Here is a 16569-nt window from a genome sequence, read left to right on the forward strand (position 1 = left end):
TAATTCAAACCAATATACTGAACCTTAGCTCCAGTCGTGCATGTAATACAGGCCAACCAATGCACCCGGTTCCACACCGTTCATTTTTTCGTTGAAAGCAACCACATTCATATCGTAGAGAGTCGGAATAGCCAGAGCCTGATCGGTAACAATGTTGGCGGCTTGGGCATAGATTTCCCTGCGCTTTTCAGCGTCGCTTTCAGTACGTCCGGTCACCAGCAATTCATCCAGCTCAGGCAGGTGGTTGCCGATGTGGTAAGTCTCTTTGGAAAGATAGGTGCTGTTGAAGTTGAAATACATGATATCTGCGTCCAGAGTGGAGCTGGAGGAAGGCCGCAAATGAGCGCCAAAATCGCCGGACTGACGGGTGATAGCAGTCCAAGAAACAGAATCCACCGCATTGACTGTGCAGTTAATACCAACCTCAATCAGCTGGCCCTGTATAATCTGTGCCGTTGTTTCGGCTCTGGTTCCGGCTGTTACGCAGATGGAAAATTCCTCACCATTGTAGTTGGCGGCTTTCAGGAATTCCTTGGCCTTTTCAACATCCCGCTCAATAACATTGAAGTTACCTTCTCCGGGATAACCGGTAAAACCGGGAACAATAACAATGGGGGCAGGCTGAGCATAACCCTCATAGGTACCAATGTTGATCTCTTCTTTATCGATGGCATACTGAACAGCACGGCGGAAATTGATATCCTTGGTAATGCCGGCCTTTTCACCCATGTTAAAGTGCATCGGCATCACCGAAGCAGCGGTCTGCACCTTATATTTGACCGGGCTGGATTCGGGAAGCTTGAGAAGCGGCGCAATGTTGGTATTGATCAGTACATCGATTTCGCCGTTTTCCAGAGCCATAATCTGTGCGTTGGGATCGGAGATCACCTTGTGATAAATGGTTTTAATCGAGGCTTCCCCTCCCCAGTAATCAGGGAACGCTTCAAGAGTGATGCTGTCTCCAGGGGTACGGTCTGCGAAGATATAGGGGCCGGTTCCCACAGGCTTTTCAGCGTAGCCCTCTTCACCCACCTCATCAAAATACTTTTTGCTGACCACAAGGCCATAGCGGGAGGCAAGGCTGTTTAAAAATCCGCCGAAGGGGGCTTTCAGATGAATGACCACAGTGGAATCATCGATGATTTCGCAATTATCCACTGCAAACATCAGCGAAGTAGCACCCGGTGTTTGACTGCCATAGTTCAGTGTGAAAGCAACATCCTCCACAGTGAGGGGATAACCGTTATGGAAGGTAACACCCTGCCGGATTTTCATGGTATAATCCATGCCGTCCTCAGAAATTTCCCAGCTTTCAGCCAGCAGAGGGGTGATGGAGTTATCCGGGTTGAGCTTCACCAAAGTGTCGTATACGTTATGTAGAATAGGCACCTCATCCATATTGGTGGCGGCGCCTACCGTGTTGTACATAAAGAACAAATCGGCCTCGGAAGCTGCGGCAGAAACAATGCTTTCCTTTCTGGCCGGGGCTGCCCCCTCACCATTGCCAGATGCATCGGGCGAGCCGGACGTACCGGGTGTGCTGGGTGTGCCCGAGGATGTGCTTCCACACGCTCCAAGGGAAAGAACCAGGCAAACCATCATAAAGAGGGCTATTGTCTTTTTAATCATCTTTCATTCTCCTTCATTTAAAGGCTCAGGTTCTAGCTTCAACATCCTAAAAAAGCTTTTTTGTTCTATAATCTCCTCCAATCGATGATTTAAATGCAAGAGGTTAGTGGACTGACCAGTTAAATTATAGCATAGGCCTTACCAGAATAAAACTGGCATTCCCTCTAAAGTAATCGACAAATAATTATCAATTTATAACAATTATTGTTTTGTGACCACAAATAAATCGATTAATTTGTATATAAAAATTTCAAGTGGTATCTTGTCAGTCCAGTTAACTATCATCTTGACAATACAAGATTTAAGTGATAGAATTACCAGATAGAGCAGTGGAGGGATTTATCATTTTTAAGAAAATTGGACATCGAAAAGTATACTTAAATATCCTCGAGCAATTAAAGGAGTTAATCGGGCAGGGTGTTCTGTCCAAAGGCTCCAAGCTGCCCTCCGAGCGGGTTATGTCGGAACAAATGGGGGTTTCCCGCGCCACAATCCGCGAAGCTATCCGTTCTCTCGAACTGATCGGCTTGGTTCGGTGTGTGCAGGGAGAAGGCAACTATCTTGTTGATGAGCTGGATGAATGCTTGCTGGAGCCTCTTTCCATTATGTTTTCTCTCAGCGGCAGCAATGTCCGTGAGGTTCAGCAGCTGCGCCATGCACTGGAAGTGAAAACGGTGGAGCTGGCCACTCTGCTGGCCACCGATGAGGATGTGGATGAGCTTAGGAATCTTGCTACACTGATCCATACTGCCCCCAATGACCGCAGCCGGGCAAGATATGATTCTGAATTTCACTACAAAATAGCCGAGATTTCAGGCAATCCTTTTATCTGGTGCGTATTAAAGGCATCCTCTAATTTAATCAACGAGCTTATTTCCGGTATCAATGTCAGCGTCATTGGTGCCGAAACCATTGACTGCCAGCATTCTGAAATTGTATCCGCATTGGAAAAGCGGGATGCCAAAGCCGCCGCCCGTGCAATGGGCGAACACATGCAGTTTATTGATGATTATCTGATTAAGCGCATCGGCGAATAATCCGGGTTCTTTTTGCCAGCTACTTTGTCTCGATTATATATGCCTCCTTAATTCCCCTGTCTTATACGAAAAATGCTCCAGCAAAAAAAGAGCCGTGACACCTCCGGGTAGTCACGGCTCTTTTTATTTCATCAATAAATGCCCTCAGCAAAAACGAAGACTGCTATTATCCAAACTGCCTATATCTAACCTGAAAAATTTATACATATTATAAATAAACCAGACCTAGCCTGTTTGCTGTTAGGAACAGGTTAAATCCCCCATTTTTTGCAATAAATAGGGGCAAAAGCATTGAATATAGGTTGCAATCTATAGTATGATAGAACTTATAGATAAAAAGGCATTGATCTAAAATAAAAAAGAATAGGGGATATGTATGGCAGAAGATACCATTCAGACGGTCCGGCAGGCCGAGCTGGATGCAGCCCGGCTGGAAAGGGAAACAGTCGAAAAAGCAGACCATATGCTGGCACAAGCACGGCAGGATGTTGCCCAGAGCCTTGTCAGGCTTAAAGAAGATTTTGCCAAGGAAGAAGAAGCCGCTTTAAAGGAAGCTTCCGGTCAAAGCGAGGCAATGCTTAGGGAAGCAGTTGCAAACACTGAAAAGTGCATTGTTGATCTGCGCCTGCATGCCGAAACCAAAAAGGCCGAAGCAATCCGGCAGATCATTAGTGAGCTTTTAGCTTAAACTTTCAGGTTTCTTCGCAGGCAAATCAAATTCTTATAAGAAAAGGAGGTGTTTTGGTTTATGGCAGTGGTGGCAATGGAGCGCATTCAAATCTGCGGGCTCAAAAAGGAACGAAAGCCTATTTTGGAAGCCATGCAGAGACTGGGTGCGGTAGAGCTTTGCGACACTCCCGAGGATGAGGCCGTTTTCAAAAAAGTGGATGTCTCAGAGCCCGCATCTTATCTTTCAAGGCACCGGCAAATGGCTTTGCAGGCTCTGGAAATTCTGGATCAATATGCGCCGCAAAAGAAATCTATGTTTGCGGCGCTATTGGGAAAAACGGCGGTTACCGCTGATCGTTACGATGATTTTGTTAACCTCAAGCAGGAAGCTAAGCTTACCGCTAGAAAGATTGTAAACCTTTCTAAGAGTATGCACGAAAACAAGGCCGAAATCATCAAGCTTCGCCTTCAACAAGAGGCACTGGAGCCATGGAAAGACCTTGATGTCCCCCTGAATTTTTCAGGAACAAAGTCAACATCGGCTTTTATCGGGGTGTTACCCGGTACATGGGACCAAAGCCGAATCTATGAAGCCTTTGCGGAGGTTGTTCCTCTCGAGTCGGAAATATTCAGTGTTGTAAAAGAGCAGACCTTTCTGTTTTTGCTTTGTTTAAAGAAACACGCCCCGCAGATGCTGGAGCTTCTGCGGATCAACGGCTTTTCGAAGCCCGGCGTGCAGAGTGTTCTTCCTCCCTCCCAGCAGTTTGAACAGTATGACAAAGAAGCGGCGGCTCTGGAGGCGGAAATAAGCAAGGCACAGGCAGAGCTGAAGAGCCTTTCGGAAAAGCGGGAGCTTATAAGCTTTTATGCGGATTACGAAGCGATTCGGGAAGAAAAATACTCTGTAATTAGTCGACTTTGGCAATCCAATCACATATTCCTGCTGACCGGTTACATACCAAAACGGGATTCCCAGCGGCTAAAGGCATTTCTGGAAAGTAAATATACAGTGGATATACAGCTGTTCTCCCCCGGGGAGGATGAGGATGTTCCGGTATTGCTTGCCAACAACGGCTTTGTGGGCTCACTGGAAGGAATCACCGAAAGCTTCAGCCCACCCGGCAAGGGCGAAATGGACCCCACAGGCATTATGTCCGTGTTTTATTACATGCTGTTCGGCATTATGCTTTCCGATGCCGGCTATGGCGCTATAATGGCCCTTGCCTGCGGGTTGATTTTGCTCAAATTTAAAAACATTGAGCCCTCTCTCAGGCGCAGTGTGAAAATGTTCTTCTTCTGTGGGCTTTCCACGGTTTTCTGGGGCATTATGTTCAGCAGCTATTTCGGCGATGTGGTGGATGTGGTTTCTGCTACCTTCTTTGGAAAAGCCGTTACCGTTCCCCCGGTCTGGTTCTCGCCCACAGCGGAGCCTATGCGGATGCTGGTGTTTTCCATGATTCTGGGTCTTATCCATTTGTTTGCGGGCCTTGGAATGAAGCTTTATCAGTGTATCAAAAACGGGGATACCTTAGGCGGCATATACGATTCCGTTTTCTGGATTGTGCTGCTGGTTTCCAGCGTGGTGCTGCTGATGTCCAGCTCTCTGTTTATGGAAATTGTCGGTGCTGGTTTTACTGTGAGCAAAATGGCCGGAAATATTGCGGCGGTCATTGCCCTTGCAGCATCTGTGGGAATTGTGGCTACCAATGGCCGGGAATCCCGCAACCCCTTCAAGCGCTTTTTAAAAGGGGCTTATGCTCTTTATGGCATTACCGGATATTTAAGCGATGTGCTCTCCTACTCCCGTCTGCTGGCTCTTGGTCTGGCTACCGGCGTTATCGGCACCGTTATCAACAAGATGGGGGCTATGACCAACAACGCTGTTATCTTTATCGTGGTTTTTCTGTTGGGCCACGCCCTCAATATGGCCATCAATGTGCTGGGTGCCTATGTTCATACCAACCGTTTGCAGTATGTTGAGTTCTTTGGCAAATTCTATGAAGGCGGCGGACGCAAATTTGAACCCTTCAGCAATAAAACAAAATTTTATAAAATTGAGGAGAATTAGTTTATGGATCAGTATGGTATTGTATTGGCAATTATCGGTGCAGTGTTAGCGGCTCTTTTAGCCGGTATGGGCTCTGCGAAGGGTGTTGGCATGGGTGGCGAGGCTGCCGCAGGCGTTATCACAGAAGATCCTGCACAGTTTGGTAAGGTGCTTATTTTGCAGCTTCTCCCCGGCACACAGGGCATCTATGGTCTTCTGATTGCTTTTATTACTTTTTCTCAGATTGGTGTTCTGGGCGGAAGCTCAGATATTTCTCTGATCAAGGGTGCCATGTACCTTGTCGGCTGCCTGCCTATGGCCATTGTGGGTTATTACTCCGCTTTAAAACAGGCTCGTTCTTCTGTCTCCAGTATTGCCGTTGTAGCAAAGCGCCCCGATCAGTTCGGTAAAGCTATGATCTTCCCTGCAATGGTTGAAACGTATGCCATTCTTGCTCTTTTGATTTCGATTCTGGCGGTTACCGGCATCAGCGGCCTTAACGTATAATTGTTTAGGAGAGTGGCCATGACTGGACTGGAAAAAATAGTAGCGCAGATTGCAGACGAGGCAAAGGCTTCCTCTGAAAATGCGCTTGCACAGGCCCAAGCCCAAGCGGATGCTGTTTATGCCGAAGGAAAAGAAAAGGCAGAGCAGCAGCGCGCCGCATTTCAGGCCGGGCTGGATGCTGAAATTGAACTTGTTTTAAGCAGAGGACATTCTGCGGCCAAGCTGCAGGAGCGCAAGCTGCTGCTGCAAGCCAAACAGGAGACCATCGGTGAAATGCTGGAAGCCGCCAGAAAGCAGCTCTGCCTGCTGCCGGAGGATGAGTATTTCTCTGCCCTGCTCAAGCTGGCGGAAAAATCCGCAAGACCCCAAGCCGGGGAGATTTTGTTTTCCCAAAAGGATTTGCAGCGGCTCCCCGCTTCCTTTCGGCAAAAGCTGGGGGAATATTCTCTGAGTGTTTCTGAAAGCACCCGGGAGCTGGATGGCGGCTTTGTTCTGCTTTATGATGGAATCGAAGAAAATTGCTCCTTTGAATCTCTGTTTGCTGAAAAAAAGGAAAACCTGCAGGATAAGGTGTGCAGCCTGTTATTTAAATAAGGGAAGGATGATGCGTTATGGCCGACCAGCAATATACCTATGCCGTCGCCCGCATTCGTTCCCGTGAGCTGGCACTGTTCGGCAAGCAGATTCTCGATCAGCTGATGGCATGCAAAAGCTATGAAGATTGCCTTCGCTTTTTGGCAGATAAGGGGTGGGGTGATCCTTCCGGTTCACCAGAAGAGCTTTTGAGTGCCGAACGAGGCAAAATGTGGGCCTTGATGCGTGAATTGGTTGAAGACACCTCGGTGTTTGGTGTTTTTCTGTATGAAAACGACTACCACAACCTAAAGGCGGCCATCAAGCAGGTCTGCACAGGTCAAAAGGTCCCCGGTATTTTTATGGATAAGGGGCTGCTGGAACCCTCTCTGATTTTCGAAGCAGTTCAGGAAAAGGATTTCACAAAGCTGCCGGAGGAAATGCGGCAGTGTGCCGAAGAGGCTTACGAAATTCAGCTGAAGACCCGGGATAGCCAGCTTTGTGACGTTGTGATCGACCATGCGGCTATGGAAGCCATTTTAGCCGCCGGAAAGCGTTCCGGCAACGAGCTGTTTGCAGGCTATTCCCTGCTCAAGGTTGCCGCGGCGGATATCAGCATTGCTATCCGGGGCTGCCGCACCGGCAAGAGCCGGGATTTCCTCAGCCGTGCTCTGGTGCCCTGCGAAACACTGGATATCTCGGTGCTGATACAGGCGGCTCTGGAAAGCGAAGAGGCGGTTTATGCCTATCTGAAGGGAACTGCTTATGCCGACGGCGTGGAGCCTCTGAAAAAGTCCCTCTCCGAGTTTGAGCGCTGGTGCTCCAATCGGATCATCCAGCATATCCGCCCTCAGAAATACAATCCTTTTACCATTTCCCCGCTGGCTGCTTATATTTTGGCCCGGGAATATGAAATAAAGGCGGTCAGAATCATCCTTTCAGGCAAACGGAACGACCTGCCCGAAGAATCTGTCCGGGAAAGGCTGACGGAACTGTATGTATAAGATAGCGGTATTGGGCGACCGGGATAGTATCTATGGCTTTGCCGCACTGGGGCTGGAGATCTTCCCGGTCAGCGGCAAGGAAGAAGCCGCCGAAGCCTTTAAAGCCCTGACACAGGGCACTTATGCGGTGGTTTATATAACCGAGGCCACACACCTGCTGCTCTCGGAAGAAATCGAGAAGCATTCAGGTGCTCTGCTGCCTGCCGTTATTCCCATCCCGGGGGTCTCCGGCAATACAGGTGCGGGAATCCGGCGGGTGAAAAAAATGGTGGAGCAGGCTGTGGGCTCGGATATTATCTTTGGCAGCGAAGGTTAATGCGGCATCCAATTAAACAAAAAGCAGGTGAAAGTGAAAATGAGCAAGGGCTTGATAAAAAAAGTAGCCGGCCCTTTGGTGATCGCAGAGGGAATGCGTGACGCCAATATGTTTGACGTTGTGCGTGTCAGTGATCAGCGTTTGATCGGCGAAATTATTGAAATACATGGTGATCAGGCTTCCGTTCAGGTTTATGAGGAAACCTCCGGCCTTCGGCCGGGCGAACCTGTGGAATCCACCGGCGCCCCTCTTACAGTTGAGCTGGGCCCCGGCTTGATCGGCAGCATTTTTGACGGAATCCAGCGCCCCTTGGTTGAAATTATGAAGCAAGAGGGCAACAACCTCACCCGTGGTGTGGAGCTCCCCTCCCTCAGCCGGGAAAAGGTCTGGCATTTTACCCCCACCGCTGTGGCGGGCGCAGCCGTTATTGGCGGCGATATTATCGGTATCGTGAAAGAAACCCCTATCGTTGAGCAAAAGATCATGATCCCCAACGGCGTTTCCGGCACATTGGCCGCTATCCGTGAGGGCGATTATACCCTGAGCGATGTTGTCGCTACAGTGGAAAAGTCCGATGGTTCCCGGGTAGACATTACCCTGATGCAAAAATGGCCTGTCCGTGTGGGCCGCCCCTATCAGGAAAAACTCTCCCCCGAAATGCCGCTTATTACAGGCCAGCGGGTCATCGATGCCCTCTTCCCCATTGCCAAGGGCGGTGTTGCGGCTGTTCCCGGCCCCTTCGGAAGCGGCAAAACCGTTGTGCAGCATCAGCTTGCCAAATGGGCCGAAGCGGATATTGTGGTTTACATCGGCTGCGGTGAGCGTGGCAACGAAATGACCGACGTTCTCAACGAGTTCCCTGAGCTGAAAGACCCCAAAACCGGCTACTCCCTCATGGAGCGGACTGTTCTGATCGCCAACACCTCCGATATGCCGGTGGCCGCCCGTGAGGCCTCCATTTATGTGGGAATCACCATTGCGGAATATTTCCGTGATATGGGTTATTCTGTGGCTCTCATGGCGGATTCAACCTCCCGCTGGGCAGAAGCGCTTCGGGAAATGTCCGGCCGCTTGGAGGAAATGCCCGGTGAAGAAGGCTATCCCGCCTATCTGGGCAGCCGTTTGGCTCAGTTTTATGAGCGGGCCGGCCGGGTTATCTCCAACGGAAGCGACCGCCGTGAAGGCGCTTTGTCGGTAATCGGCGCTGTGTCCCCTCCCGGCGGTGATATTTCGGAGCCTGTTTCGCAGGCTACCCTGCGCATTGTCAAGGTGTTCTGGGGGCTGGATGCCAGCCTTGCCTACAGGCGGCATTTCCCGGCTGTCAACTGGCTCACCAGCTACTCCCTCTACATAAAGAGTATGTCCAAGTGGTTTGATAAAGAAGCTGGCGGTTCGTGGATGGAGCACCGGGGCCGAATCATGAGCCTTTTGAGCGATGAAGCAGGCTTACAGGAAATTGTGCAGCTGGTTGGTATGGATGCCCTTTCGGCTCCTGACCGCCTCAAGCTGGAGGCCGCACGTTCCATCCGTGAGGACTTTTTGCATCAGGATGCTTTCCATGAGGTGGATACCTATACCTCCCTCAAAAAGCAGTTCAAGATGATGACCCTGATGCTGGATTACTACGATACAGCGCTGGATGGACTGCAAAAGGGCGCCGATATTGAGGAGCTTGTGCAAATTCCCGTGCGTGAGCGCATTGGCCGCTATAAATATACACCGGATGCAAGTTTGGATGCCGAATACAATTCGATCCTGCATCATCTGCACAATCAGGTTGCCGACCTGATTGGAAAGGAGGACTAAACCATGCCGAAGGAATACAAAACGATTCAGGAGGTTGCCGGTCCTCTGATGCTGGTTCGTGGGGTTGAGGATGTCGCCTTTGACGAGCTGGGTGAAATCGAGCTGGCCAGCGGCGAAACCCGCCGCTGCAAGGTGCTGGAAATTGACGGTGGAAATGCCTTGGTGCAGCTGTTTGAAACCTCCACCGGCATCAACCTTGCTATGAGCAAGGTACGCTTTTTGGGCCGCAGCATGGAGCTGGGTGTATCGGAGGATATGCTCAGCCGTGTGTTCGACGGTCTGGGCCGCCCCATTGACAAAGGCCCCGAGATTCTGCCCGATAAGCGCATGGATGTCAACGGCCTGCCCATGAACCCCGCCGCCCGGAACTACCCGCAGGAGTTTATCCAGACCGGTGTTTCCGCCATTGACGGCCTGAACACGCTGGTCAGAGGGCAAAAGCTGCCGATCTTTTCGGCCAGCGGTCTGCCCCATGCCGATCTGGCGGCGCAGATTGCCCGTCAGGCCAAGGTGCGTGGCACCAGCGAGCCTTTCGCCGTTGTGTTCGCCGCTATGGGCATCACCTTTGAGGAGGCAAACTTTTTCACCGAAAGCTTTAAGGAAACCGGCGCTATTGACCGTTCAGTCATGTTCATCAATCTGGCCAGCGACCCGGCTGTTGAGCGTATCGCCACCCCCCGCATGGCGCTGACAGCGGCGGAATATCTGGCTTTTGAAAAGGGCATGCATGTTCTGGTTATCCTCACCGATATCACCAACTACGCCGACTCTCTCCGGGAGGTTTCCGCCGCCCGCAAGGAGGTTCCCGGGCGCAGAGGCTACCCCGGCTATATGTATACCGACCTTGCCTCCCTCTATGAGAGAGCGGGCAGGCAGAAGGGCAAAAATGGCAGTATTACCATGATCCCCATACTTTCCATGCCCGAGGATGACAAAACCCATCCGATCCCCGACCTGACCGGCTATATCACAGAAGGGCAGATCATTCTCAGCCGTGAGCTTTACCGGCAGGGAATCGCACCGCCCATTGATGTGCTTCCCTCCCTTTCCCGCTTGAAGGATAAGGGAATCGGCGCAGGCAAAACACGGGCTGATCACGCCAACACCATGAACCAGCTTTTCGCCGCCTATGCCCGCGGCAAGGAGGCCAAGGAGCTGATGGTGGTTCTGGGTGAGGCTGCCCTGACCCAGATCGATAAGCTCTATGCCCTGTTTGCAGACCGCTTTGAGCAGGAATATGTATCCCAAGGCTATGAGACAAGCCGCAGCATCGAAGAAACCTTGGATATCGGCTGGAAGCTGCTTTCCATCCTGCCCAGATCAGAGCTCAAGCGCATTAAGGATGAATTCCTTGATGAATACTACGGCAAATAAAGAAAGGGGCGCTGAAGGTTGGCAGGAACACACGTGAATCCGACCCGCATGGAGCTTACCCGGCTGAAAAAGAAGCTTACCACAGCTGTGCGAGGCCACAAGCTGTTAAAGGATAAGCGGGATGAGCTGATGCGCCAGTTTCTGGATATGGTGCGGGAAAACAAATCGCTTCGTGAAAAGGTAGAGGCCGGGATTATCGCCTCCAACAAGAACTTTGTTCTGGCGAAAGCCGGGATGGAGGAGGCCGCTATGAATGTGGCCCTGATGGCCCCCCGGCAGGAGGTCTATCTGGAGGCATCCACCAAAAATGTTATGAGCGTGGATATCCCGGTGTTTGAGTATAGCACCCGCACCTCCGACCCCAACGACATCTACTGCTATGGCTTTGCTTTCACCTCCGGCGATCTGGATAGTGCCGTGAAATCGCTGGCGGATATTCTGCCCGATATGCTGCGCTTGGCCGAGCGGGAAAAAGCATGCCAGCTGATGGCCTCGGAGATTGAAAAGACCCGGCGCCGGGTGAATGCGCTGGAGCATGTGCTGATTCCCGATATCCGCACCAAAATCAAGTATATCGTGATGAAGCTGGATGAAAACGAGCGCAGCACTCAAATCCGCCTTATGAAGGTCAAGGATATGATGCTGGAACAGGCTCACCGCTACAAAGAAAGGCAGGATGCGGCCCTTTAAGGGTAAGGCCTCCTTTTCCAAACATGAATTGAGGGTGCCATCGTTTTATCAGAACGATGACACCCTCTTTTTATTCCCTCGCCAAGGCAGAGATTTATTCAATTCCAAGAGCATGCAGAACTTCCGGGCTCAAATCGGGGAACGAAATCACAGGGGCGGGATCGGCGCTGTGTTCGCCCAACAGCTTTTCCATCCAGATCATGTCGTACCATCTTCCGAATTTGTAGCCGCATTTGTGAAAACGCCCGACCAGCGCATACCCCAAATGCTCATGAAACTGTGCGCTGTTCTGGTTTAAGTATTCATCCTCCACCTCTGGGTAGCCGATGCAGGCATTTAAGTTCAGGATATTCTGCGCTACAGAAACCCTCTCCAAAGCATGGTAAAGCTTTTTGCCAAGCCCCATTTTCTTTTTGTTTTGTTTGAGATAAATGGTCAGCTCTGCCCCCCATGCATAGGCTGCCCTTCCCACAAAGGCACCTGTATAGGCATAGCCGAGAATTTCGCCGTCTTTTTCCGCCACAAGATAGGGGTATTTCTTTAAAGTATTCTGTATTCTCGCCTCAAACACCCCTACACTCGGCACCTCATATTCAAAGGTAATGGCCGTGTTTTTAACATAGGGTGTATAGATTTCCAGAAGCTCTTTTGCATCGTCCGGGGATGCCACCCGGAGCCGTAATTCATTCATTTCCACTTGCTTTTTCCTCTTTATTTTAGGGATATATAAAATTGCCGTTATATGTTACAATAACATAAAATAGTCTTACTATCAACCATGTCAAGGCAGCAGAAAATCGACCTTTTTACCTAATCCTGTGTGTCATCGGCCGCAATATCTTGCAGCGCAATGCGAACCGCCTCAATAACAAAGGCGGAAAAGGTGCATTGCTTCCCTGCGATTGCGGCCTCCACCTGCTCAATTACATCGTTGGGAAAGCGTATGGGTTTGTTGGTTGTTGCCGGGATACGGGGAATTTTAAATTTACCCACACAATCATCTCTGCATTCCAATTCATAAGATTGATTGTAATACACTTTCGAGATAAAGTATGCACGGCAAATGCAATGCAAAACTTGAGGAATATAATGGTATACTTCTATTGAGGTGATACCGAATGGATTTTGAAAAATCTTTCGAGGAATTTATTGATGGGCAGGAATACGACCGGGCCGCAGGCACACTGTTTGCCATGACCAGAATTGCTTTCAGAGCCGGGTGGATAGCCGCAGAGAAAGGTATCTCTGCTCAGCCGGTTGTGCAGCTGATACAGACTAAACCAGAAGAGGAATGATAACATGGAGATCGTCAAAGCCCAGCCCCAGCATCTGGATCGGATCATGGAGATTTATGCCAGCGCCAAGAGCCATATGGTGAAAAACGGCAACCCCACCCAATGGAACGAGCACTACCCCACCCGTGACCTGCTGGAAAAGGATATCGAGATTGGGCATTGCTATGTCTGCCTGCAAGACGGCGAGGTTCACGGGGTCTTTGTGCTCCTCTCCAGCGAAGAGCCTACCTATGCGGTGATTGAAGACGGCAGTTGGAAGAGTGACACCCCCTATGGCACCCTGCACCGAATCGCCGGGGATGGAGCGATCAAGGGGCTGGGCGGTCTCTGCCTTGATTTTTGCAAGCAGCTTTTTCCTCATATGCGAGCGGATACCCACGAGGATAACAAAATTATGCAGCGTCTTTTGGAGCAAAGCGGCTTTGAGCGGCGGGGTATCGTTTGGATGGTGGATAACACCCCCAGAATCGCCTATGAATACTTAGACTGAAAGTGTTAGCTCAAGGACAAGAATTTATATTAAAGGTGAGTATTATGAATGTGGGTGCAGCAGCCTGTTTATTTATGGCAGGAATATTCCTGCTTCTCGCTGTTATTTTTGCCTTGCTTAAAGAAAAAGGCGCAGTGTTAATCAGCGGGTTCAATACACTGCCAAAGGAACAGCGTTTAAACTATGATCAGGCAAAAATGAGCAAGGATATGCGAAACTCATTGATTATTTGGGTCACTATATTTGCAGTTGGCGCAATTTTATGTTATTTTCTTTCACCCTATTTCGCCATTGCCTCGTTTGCTATCTGGCTGGTACTGTTTTTTAAAGAGGTTCATTCCGATCCAGAAAAAGCCTTTGGTAAATACAGGTTATAAAGTCAAACATAGCATAGGGCCTCACCGTTCTAACCAACAGTGAGGCCCTGAGGGTGTAGACAAAAGTCTACACCCTTTATGGGGGCATCCAATGCCCCCATATTCCCCCGGATTGCGCCGCTCCGGCGCAAAAAGTGGGATTCCTGCGTCGAAATCAATTCGACTTCGGAAAAATTACGAATTAAAATCATAAAGCCCTCAAGTTAAAGGCATTTATGTCTACAGTCTGAATTGACCCAGCCAAAAGGCTGGGTCAATTTCACGCTTAAATGGTATCATACATACCGGAAGCCACGATACAGCGCAGAACCCTGCTGCACCAAAGGAGCCTCCACCGGGTATTCGGCGGTTCCTTTCGGGCTTTCCAGCGAGGGCGTTGCGGCCCAGATTCCCTGGGGGAAGGTGAAAATGTTATAAGGGTCATAGCGCTGTTTGATTTGCATGAGCCGGCCGACATGTGTACCATAATATTCTTCCAGATAATTTGGCAGACAGCTATAGGGGAAATTGACATAAGAACCGGCTGTAACACTGGCTAACGCCGGGAATCGATTGTTGATCCATTTCTCATTCTCTCTGCGGAAGGCAGGGTCCTCCCAGATAGTTTCGAGCCAGACAATGAAGTGGGCATTCCGGTAATAAAAAGCCGTTTCATCCTGTGGAACCGCCTCCACCCTGCCGCCCAGAGCATACAGGGAAAGCCCGGCAAACACAGAGCCTTGGGCAGGTTCCTGAATCAGCCCAGCCAGCTCCGCAATTTCAGAGGGATTCCACTCCCGCAATGCATAGCGGCTCACTGCCTGAAACTTCTCATAGGGCGGATAGCTGCTGCCCAGAATGGTCACCGCTTCCAGAAAGGTTGTATACAAAAAGCTTGGGCGAGCACCGGGAAGCGCCAGAAAAGGCTGCATAATCGCCTGTGCCTCCTGCTCACTGCCATAGAAAATGCCACGCACCAGCATGGCTAGGCCATCCGTTTCGGAATGGTAAATCCGGGCAACCAAGGTCACCCGAGGGTCAGCCTGCGCCAGCCAGCTTTGCCATGTTGCAAGAAACGCCTCCTGCTCCAAAGAGGTCACGTGGAGGTAGTCAATTTCAATGAGGGTAACAAAATCGGTTTTGGGTGGAAGCCGGAAGGTCATGGAGACTACAACGCCGAAGTTTCCGCCACCGGCTCCCCGGCAGGCCCAAAACAGATCACTGTTGCAGCTGCGGCTGGCCTTGAGGATATCGCCCTCGTAGTTGACCAGTTCGATTTCCTCGAGGCTGTCGCACCCCAGGCCCAGCATACGGCAGGAAAGCCCCCAGCCGCCGCCTGTGGCGTATCCGCTGATGCCTACCGTGGGGCAGGTTCCCCCGGGGAAGGGATACCCCTTAGAGGATACAAAATCATAAATAAGGCCGTTGGTTGCGCCCCCCTGCACAGACAGCAGGCTGCGGCTTTCATCCAGCGTAATGCGGGTCATTTCGCTGATATCGATCACCAACGTGCAGTTGCCGTTGGAATAGCCTTCGTAGTTATGGCCGCCGTTTCGGATGCGCAGCGGCACATTATAGGTTCTGGCCCATGTGACAGCGTTGGAAACATCACATTTGTTCCGGCAATACACAATAATAAGGGGGTATTGCTGGATGGCCCGGTTGAAGTCTCGCCTCGCCTCGTTGTATAAGGGATCGGCCGGGATTACAACACGGCCGGTCAAGTCACAATTACAGCAATCCAATATAAAGCACCTCCTTTTAAAAAGGGTTGAGGTGTAAAGTTTTATCTTTTGGGTAGGTGGACTATTCCAATATATGAGAGCATCAACCCGAAGGTGCGGCTGCTTGCCCCTTTGAGCAGGAAGATAATGAGCCGCTATGAAAAAGAGCATAAAAAATCCCGGAGCAGGCCAAAGCCGCTGCCGGGAAGAGGCTGTTTTGAGCATGGGATAAAAAAATAGAAACCGGGTCTTATTCACTGGGATTGGCTGCAACATCTCGCTTCAGCCACTTATCCACCCGCTCCCGTGTGAAGAGAGCGTTTACCACGATGGCAAAAACAACACCAATGCCGGTATCCAGCATTCTGCTGAAGGCATAGGAAATGTGATGCGCAGGAGTGTTGAACAAAATAATGCAAAGCACCACCCCACCAGGCTGAACAGCACCGGGCCATTTGAATACAACAGAAAGACAGACCAAAAGGATAACACCAAAAAAGATCAGCAGAACTCTTAGGTAATAATGCCCCCTTGGAAAAAAGGAATGTTCCAACCAAAAGATTGCCATACCCAAAAGCCCGCCGATGATGGTTCCAATAAGCCGGTTGCCGCCGTTCTTTTTTGAATCCTCCATATCGGCACCCAAACCGAATATCACGCCAATACAAGCAAAAGTGGGGTTCCTTTTCAGGGGAAGATACAGCAGAGCGAGAATTGCGGTTGCCAGAGCAGTTTTAATGCTTCTTTGCCCAAAGCCGGGTATGATGGCATGGATGGGCTTATGATTGTTCATATTGAAATCCCTCTACCGATTGTGATTTAATGGGCACTGAACTGGTTTTCCTTTTATTGTATATCCGGTTCTTGCACAAAAGAAAGACATAGCACCACCTTAGTGGATACTATGTCTTGTGGAGCGGGTGATGGGAATCGAACCCACGCAGTCAGCTTGGGAAGCTGAAATTCTACCATTGAATCACACCCGCGAATACTTTCTAATTATAGTCCAAAATCCCGAAAAGTCAAGGCCTTGTCCGCATATTCTGCACTTT

At 50.2% G+C, this 16569-nt stretch carries 18 protein-coding genes and 1 tRNA gene; 13 read left to right on the forward strand and 6 right to left on the reverse strand.

Annotated elements, in window-relative coordinates:
* Window positions 1–24: 24 nt before the first annotated feature.
* Entirely contained in the window at window positions 25–1629 is a 1605-nt protein-coding gene (locus U6B65_07970) for an ABC transporter substrate-binding protein (protein ID WRS26290.1), read from the reverse strand.
* Between the two features lie 329 nt (window positions 1630–1958).
* On the opposite strand from U6B65_07970, the gene U6B65_07975 reads away from it, so the two are divergent.
* The 10 genes from U6B65_07975 to U6B65_08020 all read left to right on the forward strand — a co-directional run bounded on the left by U6B65_07975 (window position 1959) and on the right by U6B65_08020 (window position 11652).
* The gene (locus tag U6B65_07975; protein ID WRS28926.1) at window positions 1959–2666 is read left to right on the forward strand and encodes an FCD domain-containing protein; all 708 of its coding nucleotides are present in this window, start codon (window positions 1959–1961) and stop codon (window positions 2664–2666) included.
* A gap of 376 nt (window positions 2667–3042) precedes the next feature.
* Window positions 3043–3354, forward strand: coding sequence for a hypothetical protein (locus U6B65_07980; protein ID WRS26291.1), 312 nt, complete (start codon window positions 3043–3045; stop codon window positions 3352–3354).
* A gap of 60 nt (window positions 3355–3414) precedes the next feature.
* Window positions 3415–5403 carry a V-type ATP synthase subunit I gene (locus U6B65_07985; GenBank protein WRS26292.1) on the forward strand — a complete coding sequence of 663 codons (1989 nt, stop codon included), beginning with the start codon at window positions 3415–3417 and terminating at the stop codon, window positions 5401–5403.
* 3 nt (window positions 5404–5406) lie between these two features.
* Entirely contained in the window at window positions 5407–5889 is a 483-nt protein-coding gene (locus tag U6B65_07990) for a V-type ATP synthase subunit K (protein WRS26293.1), read from the forward strand.
* Between the two features lie 18 nt (window positions 5890–5907).
* Complete coding sequence (locus tag U6B65_07995) at window positions 5908–6483, forward strand: V-type ATP synthase subunit E (protein WRS26294.1); 576 nt, start codon at window positions 5908–5910, stop codon at window positions 6481–6483.
* 17 nt (window positions 6484–6500) lie between these two features.
* Window positions 6501–7466, forward strand: coding sequence for a V-type ATPase subunit (locus tag U6B65_08000; protein WRS26295.1), 966 nt, complete (start codon window positions 6501–6503; stop codon window positions 7464–7466).
* Window positions 7459–7782 (forward strand): V-type ATP synthase subunit F, encoded by a 324-nt coding sequence (locus U6B65_08005; protein WRS26296.1) that lies wholly within the window; start codon window positions 7459–7461, stop codon window positions 7780–7782. The genes U6B65_08000 and U6B65_08005 overlap by 8 nt, the downstream gene beginning before the upstream one ends.
* Before the next feature lie 39 nt (window positions 7783–7821).
* Window positions 7822–9588 carry a V-type ATP synthase subunit A gene (locus U6B65_08010; GenBank protein WRS26297.1) on the forward strand — a complete coding sequence of 589 codons (1767 nt, stop codon included), beginning with the start codon at window positions 7822–7824 and terminating at the stop codon, window positions 9586–9588.
* Window positions 9589–9591: 3 nt separating this feature from the next.
* Window positions 9592–10962, forward strand: a complete 1371-nt coding sequence (locus U6B65_08015; protein ID WRS26298.1) for a V-type ATP synthase subunit B — start codon at window positions 9592–9594, stop codon at window positions 10960–10962.
* Between the two features lie 18 nt (window positions 10963–10980).
* On the forward strand, window positions 10981–11652 hold the full coding sequence (locus tag U6B65_08020; GenBank protein ID WRS26299.1) for a V-type ATP synthase subunit D: 672 nt from the start codon (window positions 10981–10983) through the stop codon (window positions 11650–11652).
* Between the two features lie 94 nt (window positions 11653–11746).
* Here the strand turns inward: U6B65_08020 and U6B65_08025 are convergent, their stop codons facing one another.
* Together U6B65_08025 and U6B65_08030 are read right to left on the reverse strand one after the other, a co-directional pair.
* Window positions 11747–12343: a GNAT family N-acetyltransferase gene (locus U6B65_08025; GenBank protein ID WRS28927.1), complete on the reverse strand. Its 597-nt coding sequence runs from the start codon at window positions 12341–12343 to the stop codon at window positions 11747–11749.
* 119 nt (window positions 12344–12462) lie between these two features.
* Window positions 12463–12645 carry a YlcI/YnfO family protein gene (locus U6B65_08030; GenBank protein WRS26300.1) on the reverse strand — a complete coding sequence of 61 codons (183 nt, stop codon included), beginning with the start codon at window positions 12643–12645 and terminating at the stop codon, window positions 12463–12465.
* Between the two features lie 125 nt (window positions 12646–12770).
* On the opposite strand from U6B65_08030, the gene U6B65_08035 reads away from it, so the two are divergent.
* The 3 genes from U6B65_08035 to U6B65_08045 are packed head-to-tail and all read left to right on the forward strand — an operon-like array spanning window position 12771 to window position 13814.
* Entirely contained in the window at window positions 12771–12947 is a 177-nt protein-coding gene (locus U6B65_08035; protein WRS26301.1) for a hypothetical protein, read from the forward strand.
* Between the two features lie 4 nt (window positions 12948–12951).
* Window positions 12952–13437, forward strand: coding sequence for an N-acetyltransferase (locus U6B65_08040; protein WRS26302.1), 486 nt, complete (start codon window positions 12952–12954; stop codon window positions 13435–13437).
* A 44-nt stretch (window positions 13438–13481) separates the two neighbouring features.
* Entirely contained in the window at window positions 13482–13814 is a 333-nt protein-coding gene (locus U6B65_08045; protein ID WRS26303.1) for a DUF3784 domain-containing protein, read from the forward strand.
* 275 nt (window positions 13815–14089) lie between these two features.
* Here the strand turns inward: U6B65_08045 and U6B65_08050 are convergent, their stop codons facing one another.
* From U6B65_08050 to U6B65_08060, 3 genes are all read right to left on the reverse strand, one after another.
* A complete protein-coding gene (locus U6B65_08050) occupies window positions 14090–15538 on the reverse strand; it encodes an FAD-binding oxidoreductase (GenBank protein ID WRS26304.1) in 1449 nt (482 codons plus the stop codon).
* Between the two features lie 229 nt (window positions 15539–15767).
* A complete protein-coding gene (locus tag U6B65_08055; protein WRS26305.1) occupies window positions 15768–16310 on the reverse strand; it encodes an FUSC family protein in 543 nt (180 codons plus the stop codon).
* 119 nt (window positions 16311–16429) lie between these two features.
* A tRNA-Gly gene (locus U6B65_08060) sits at window positions 16430–16503 on the reverse strand.
* Window positions 16504–16569: the final 66 nt, after the last annotated feature.

Source organism: Oscillospiraceae bacterium MB08-C2-2 (assembly GCA_035621215.1).
Taxonomy (GTDB): Bacteria; Bacillota; Clostridia; order Oscillospirales; family Ruminococcaceae; genus WRAV01.

Coding starts and splice junctions, on each gene's coding strand:
- U6B65_07970 (WRS26290.1), bottom strand. CDS start 1,629: ATGATTAAAAAGACAATAGCCCTCTTTATGATGGTTTGCCTGGTTCTT.
- U6B65_07980 (WRS26291.1), top strand. CDS start 3,043: ATGGCAGAAGATACCATTCAGACGGTCCGGCAGGCCGAGCTGGATGCA.
- U6B65_07985 (WRS26292.1), top strand. CDS start 3,415: ATGGCAGTGGTGGCAATGGAGCGCATTCAAATCTGCGGGCTCAAAAAG.
- U6B65_07990 (WRS26293.1), top strand. CDS start 5,407: ATGGATCAGTATGGTATTGTATTGGCAATTATCGGTGCAGTGTTAGCG.
- U6B65_07995 (WRS26294.1), top strand. CDS start 5,908: ATGACTGGACTGGAAAAAATAGTAGCGCAGATTGCAGACGAGGCAAAG.
- U6B65_08000 (WRS26295.1), top strand. CDS start 6,501: ATGGCCGACCAGCAATATACCTATGCCGTCGCCCGCATTCGTTCCCGT.
- U6B65_08005 (WRS26296.1), top strand. CDS start 7,459: ATGTATAAGATAGCGGTATTGGGCGACCGGGATAGTATCTATGGCTTT.
- U6B65_08010 (WRS26297.1), top strand. CDS start 7,822: ATGAGCAAGGGCTTGATAAAAAAAGTAGCCGGCCCTTTGGTGATCGCA.
- U6B65_08015 (WRS26298.1), top strand. CDS start 9,592: ATGCCGAAGGAATACAAAACGATTCAGGAGGTTGCCGGTCCTCTGATG.
- U6B65_08025 (WRS28927.1), bottom strand. CDS start 12,343: ATGAATGAATTACGGCTCCGGGTGGCATCCCCGGACGATGCAAAAGAG.
- U6B65_08035 (WRS26301.1), top strand. CDS start 12,771: ATGGATTTTGAAAAATCTTTCGAGGAATTTATTGATGGGCAGGAATAC.
- U6B65_08040 (WRS26302.1), top strand. CDS start 12,952: ATGGAGATCGTCAAAGCCCAGCCCCAGCATCTGGATCGGATCATGGAG.
- U6B65_08045 (WRS26303.1), top strand. CDS start 13,482: ATGAATGTGGGTGCAGCAGCCTGTTTATTTATGGCAGGAATATTCCTG.
- U6B65_08055 (WRS26305.1), bottom strand. CDS start 16,310: ATGAACAATCATAAGCCCATCCATGCCATCATACCCGGCTTTGGGCAA.